Below are 4,366 nucleotides of genomic sequence, written 5' to 3'. Positions count from 1 at the left end.
GGGGGAGTCACAGCGGGGTGGGGGTGGAGGGGCGGGGGTCCTGCCCTTGGTGCTGGGGGCGGGGGTCCTGCGGCGGGAGGGCCTGCGGCGGGAGCGCCTGTGGCAGGAGTCCTGCGGCGGGAGGGCCTATGACAGGAAGGCCCATGGCGGGGGTTCAATGACAAAAAGGCACAAGGGCGCGGACCAGACGAGAGCCAAACCGACTGAGCCGCAGCACGAGGCTGCGGTGTGGTGGTGTGGGGTTTCGCACCGCTACGCGGTGCGAGGCTGAAAGTCGTCGTCCGGGTTGTCGTTGATCTCCCGGTAGAGCAGCGAGTGCACGCGCTCCACGTTCGGGATGTCGTCGAACGACAGCGGCTCGTCCGAGGCCGACTCGATCACCAGGGTGCCGCAGCCGAGGGCGCGGTCGAGCAGGCTGTGCTCGAAGCGGACGCTGTTGATGCGGGTCAGCGGGATGTCCAGGCCGGTGCGGGTGAAGACGCCGACGCGGTACATGACGCGGTCCGTGGTCATGATGAAGTGCGTCGTCCGCCACCGGACCAGCGGGGCCGCGGTCAGCCAGAGCAGCAGGACCAGGCCGACCACGCCGATCGCGATCCAGGCGGTCAGCTCCCAGGAGCTGCCGGACGCCAGCGCGGCCAGGTAGCCGCCGCCTCCCGCGACGGCGATGAGCACCAGCACGGGGACCAGCAGCATCTTCCAGTGCGGGTGGTTGTGGATCACAACGTGCTCGGCGGGGCTGAGCAGGTCGTCCGGGTAGGCCACGGGTCCTCCGGGGACGGTGGGGACGGTCCGGATCACCGTACTCGCAGGTGGACCACATCCCCGGCGGAAACGGTGTGAGACGTGCCCTCCCGGTCGCGGACGACGAGCGTGCCGTCCTCCAGGACGTCCTCGGCGGCGCCGAGCAGCTCGCGGCCGGTCAGCTCGACGCGGACGTCGCGGCCGATCGTGGCCGAGTGCTCGCGGTACTCGGCGAGGAGCGCGCCGGGCAGGCCGTGGGCGGCGCGCCACTCGGACTCCAGCGCGGCCAGCTCGGCCAGCAGCACCTCGGCGACGGCGAACCGGTCGGTGACGCGCGCGCCCGCCTCGGCGAGGCTCGTCGGCGGGAGACCGCCCGCGCCGGGCTGGACGCCGGGCGGGAGGGGGGCGGTGTTGAGGCCGACGCCGACGACGACCGCGCCGGTTGTGGTCTCGGCGAGGACGCCTGCGACCTTGGCGTCGTCGATCAGCAGGTCGTTGGGCCACTTGAGGGTGGCGGTGACGCCCGCCCAGGCGGTGGCGCGGACCAGGGCAAGGCCGGTGAGGAGGGTGATCCAGGGGAGGCGCGCGGGCGGGACGTCCGGCCTGAGCAGCACGCTGAGGTAGAGGCCGCCGCCGGAGGACACCCAGCTGCGGCCCCTGCGGCCCTGACCGGCGGACTGCGCCTCGGCGATGAGGACGGTGCGGTCGGGGGTGGTGGGGGCGGCGGCGACCAGGTCGGCGTTGGTGGAGCCGGTGCTGGGGACGACGCGGATCGCGGCGTACGGGCCTGCCGGGGCGACGAGGTGCTCGAACACGGCGCAAGCCTAGGAGGCGGGTGGAGGAGCGCCCCACCCCGCCGCGCTTGTCGGAGCGGTGTGGGTTCTCGACGGGGTGGGGCGCCCGCGGCACAGCCTGCACCCTCCAGTGGGGGGCAGTTCCCGGCGGCCGGCCCGCCCGCGCCGCGCGGCGCGGAGCTGCACCGGTGCAGCTCGGTGTCCCCGCAGTCCCTCGCGTTCGCGAGCGCCGCCATCGGCGCGGTCCGTGGTTAAGCTCACCCGTCATGAGCAGTGCGACCGCCCCGCTCGGCGACGAGCCCGACCTGCGCACCACCGCGGGCAAGCTCGCCGACCTGCGCAGGCGCAACGAGGAGGCCGTGCACGCGGGTTCGGCGCGCGCGGTGGAGAAGCAGCACGCCAAGGGCAAGAAGACCGCCCGCGAGCGGATCGAGCTGCTGCTCGACCCCGGTTCGTTCGTGGAGCTCGACGCGCTCGCCCGGCACCGCTCCACGAACTTCGGCCAGGAGCGCAACCGCCCCTACGGCGACGGCGTCGTCACCGGCCACGGCACGGTCGACGGCCGACCGGTGTGCGTGTTCAGCCAGGACGTGACGGTGTTCGGCGGCTCGCTCGGCGAGGTCTACGGCGAGAAGATCGTCAAGGTCATGGACCTGGCGCTCAAGACCGGCCGCCCGCTGGTCGGCATCAACGAGGGCGGCGGGGCCCGCATCCAGGAGGGCGTGGTCTCGCTCGGCCTGTACGCGGAGATCTTCCGGCGCAACGTCGCCGCGTCCGGCGTGGTCCCGCAGATCTCGCTGATCATGGGCACGGCGGCGGGCGGGCACGTCTACTCCCCCGCGCTGACCGACTTCGTCGTGATGGTCGACAAGACCTCGCACATGTTCATCACCGGGCCGGACGTGATCAAGACCGTCACCGGCGAGGACGTCGGGTTCGAGGAGCTGGGCGGCGGGCGCGCGCACAACACCAAGTCGGGCAACGCGCACCACCTGGCCGCCGACGAGGACGACGCGATCTCCTACGCCAAGGAGCTGCTGTCGTACCTGCCGTCGAACAACATGTCCGACCCGCCGGTGCTGGACGGTCCCGGCGACCTGGTCGGCGGGTCGATCGAGGACTCGGTGACCGGGTCGGATCTGGAGCTGGACGCGCTGGTGCCGGACTCGGCGAACCAGCCGTACGACATGCACGAGGTGATCACCCGCGTGCTGGACGACGGCGAGTTCCTGGAGGTGCAGCCGCTGTTCGCGCCGAACGTGCTGGTCGGGTTCGGGCGGGTCGACGGGCGGTCGGTGGGGGTGGTCGCGAACCAGCCGACGCAGTTCGCCGGGTGCCTGGACATCGACGCGAGCGAGAAGGCGGCGCGGTTCGTGCGCACCTGCGACGCGTTCAACGTGCCGGTGCTGACGTTCGTGGACGTGCCGGGCTTCCTGCCGGGCACCGAGCAGGAGTGGAACGGGATCATCCGGCGCGGGGCGAAGCTCATCTACGCCTACGCGGAGGCGACCGTGCCACTCGTCACGGTGATCACCCGCAAGGCTTACGGCGGGGCGTACGACGTGATGGGGTCCAAGCACCTCGGCGCGGACGTGAACCTGGCCTGGCCGACCGCGCAGATCGCGGTGATGGGGGCGCAGGGCGCGGCGAACATCGTGCACCGCAAGGAGCTGGCGAACGCGCTGGGCGCGGGCGAGGACGTGGAGGCGCTGCGGGCGCGGTTGCAGCAGGAGTACGAGGACGCGCTGTGCAACCCGTACGTGGCGGCCGAGCGGGGGTACGTGGACGCAGTGATCCCGCCGTCGCACACGCGGGCGCACGTGGCGCGGGCGCTGGCGGTGCTGCGGGACAAGCGGGAGTCGCTGCCGCCGAAGAAGCACGGGAACATCCCGCTGTGAGCAACCGGGGACACCTTCGGGTGGTGCGGGGCAACCCGACCGAGGAGGAGCTGGCGGCGCTGGTGGCGGTGCTGACGGCGGTCGCCGCGCGCCGGGCGGCGGACGGCGGCGCGCGGGGCGACCGGGGGGCGTCGCGGTGGGCGGACCGGTCGCGACTGGTCAGGCAGCCCCTGGCGCACGGGCCGGGGGCTTGGCGGGCGTCGGGGCTGCCCCGGTAGCGCGGGCGCCGGTCAGCAGTCCACCCGGCGGCTGGTCAGCTCGAAGCCGACCTGGTTGAACACGATCACCTCGCGGCAGCGCACGCCGCCGTCCGGGAGGTGCAGCCGCACGCGCATCCACACCGAGTCGTCGCGCACGCCGCTCGGGGTCGCGGCGAGCACCTCCACCGCCTCGCCCGCCACCGCCTGCGGGAGCCGGGCCACGTCGCGCTGGGCGCGGGCGGTCGCGAGGAGCGAGTCCATCGCCCGGCCCTCGGCGTGGTCGGCGGTGGTGGCGAACGGCCAGAACGGGAGGCCGTAACCGACCGGGTCGGTCGAGACGACCAGGCCCGCGAACGCCAGCACCACGGCGGTGAGCGTGCCCAGCAGCCAGCGGAGCCTCGTCCGGCCGATCCGCCGGACAGGCCGCCGGATGACCAGTCGCCAGCTCTGCACGAACCCGAGAGTGCCCCCTGGAGGGGGCGGCACGCATGGGTAAGACTGCTTAATTCGCGGCTTCGGGCGCCGGGTGGCGCAGGTGAGGGGATGTCGCGTTCCCGCTGGAAGGGCGGGCGCGGAGCGGGGTGACGCGGGTGCGGCGGCGGGGTGGGGCTGGCGGAAACCCGAAGTCACGACGGCCGCAAGCGGTTGCGCACCCCTGCCGACCACGCTACCGAAACCGCGGTGGGGGTGGAGCGGGACGCGGAGTGGGACGCGGAGTGGGACGCGGAGT

Annotated in this window: 5 protein-coding genes; 2 read left to right on the top strand and 3 right to left on the bottom strand. The window is 73.3% G+C overall.

Annotation, left to right across the window (positions count from 1 at the left end; all coding sequences use genetic code 11):
• Positions 1-252: 252 nt before the first annotated feature.
• Complete coding sequence (locus ACTUAL_RS00730; RefSeq protein ID WP_440898903.1) at positions 253-765, bottom strand: PH domain-containing protein; 513 nt, start codon at positions 763-765, stop codon at positions 253-255.
• A gap of 32 nt (positions 766-797) precedes the next feature.
• Positions 798-1,559: a biotin--[acetyl-CoA-carboxylase] ligase gene (locus ACTUAL_RS00725; protein WP_440898902.1), complete on the bottom strand. Its 762-nt coding sequence runs from the start codon at positions 1,557-1,559 to the stop codon at positions 798-800.
• Positions 1,560-1,804: 245 nt separating this feature from the next.
• Here ACTUAL_RS00725 and ACTUAL_RS00720 point away from each other — a divergent pair, with 245 nt between their 5' ends.
• A complete protein-coding gene (locus ACTUAL_RS00720; RefSeq protein WP_440898901.1) occupies positions 1,805-3,436 on the top strand; it encodes an acyl-CoA carboxylase subunit beta in 1,632 nt (543 codons plus the stop codon).
• Positions 3,433-3,654 (top strand): acyl-CoA carboxylase subunit epsilon, encoded by a 222-nt coding sequence (locus tag ACTUAL_RS00715; protein ID WP_440898900.1) that lies wholly within the window; start codon positions 3,433-3,435, stop codon positions 3,652-3,654. Before ACTUAL_RS00720 ends, ACTUAL_RS00715 begins: the two co-directional genes overlap by 4 nt.
• 12 nt (positions 3,655-3,666) lie before the next feature.
• On the opposite strand, the gene ACTUAL_RS00710 is transcribed toward ACTUAL_RS00715, so the two are convergent.
• A complete protein-coding gene (locus tag ACTUAL_RS00710) occupies positions 3,667-4,089 on the bottom strand; it encodes a hypothetical protein (protein WP_096496964.1) in 423 nt (140 codons plus the stop codon).
• Between the last annotated feature and the right edge of the window lie 277 nt (positions 4,090-4,366).

It is taken from the genome of Actinosynnema sp. (genome assembly GCF_052038725.1).
The sequence above is the reverse complement of the archived record's forward strand: the minus strand, read 5'-3'. Positions and strand labels throughout refer to the sequence as shown.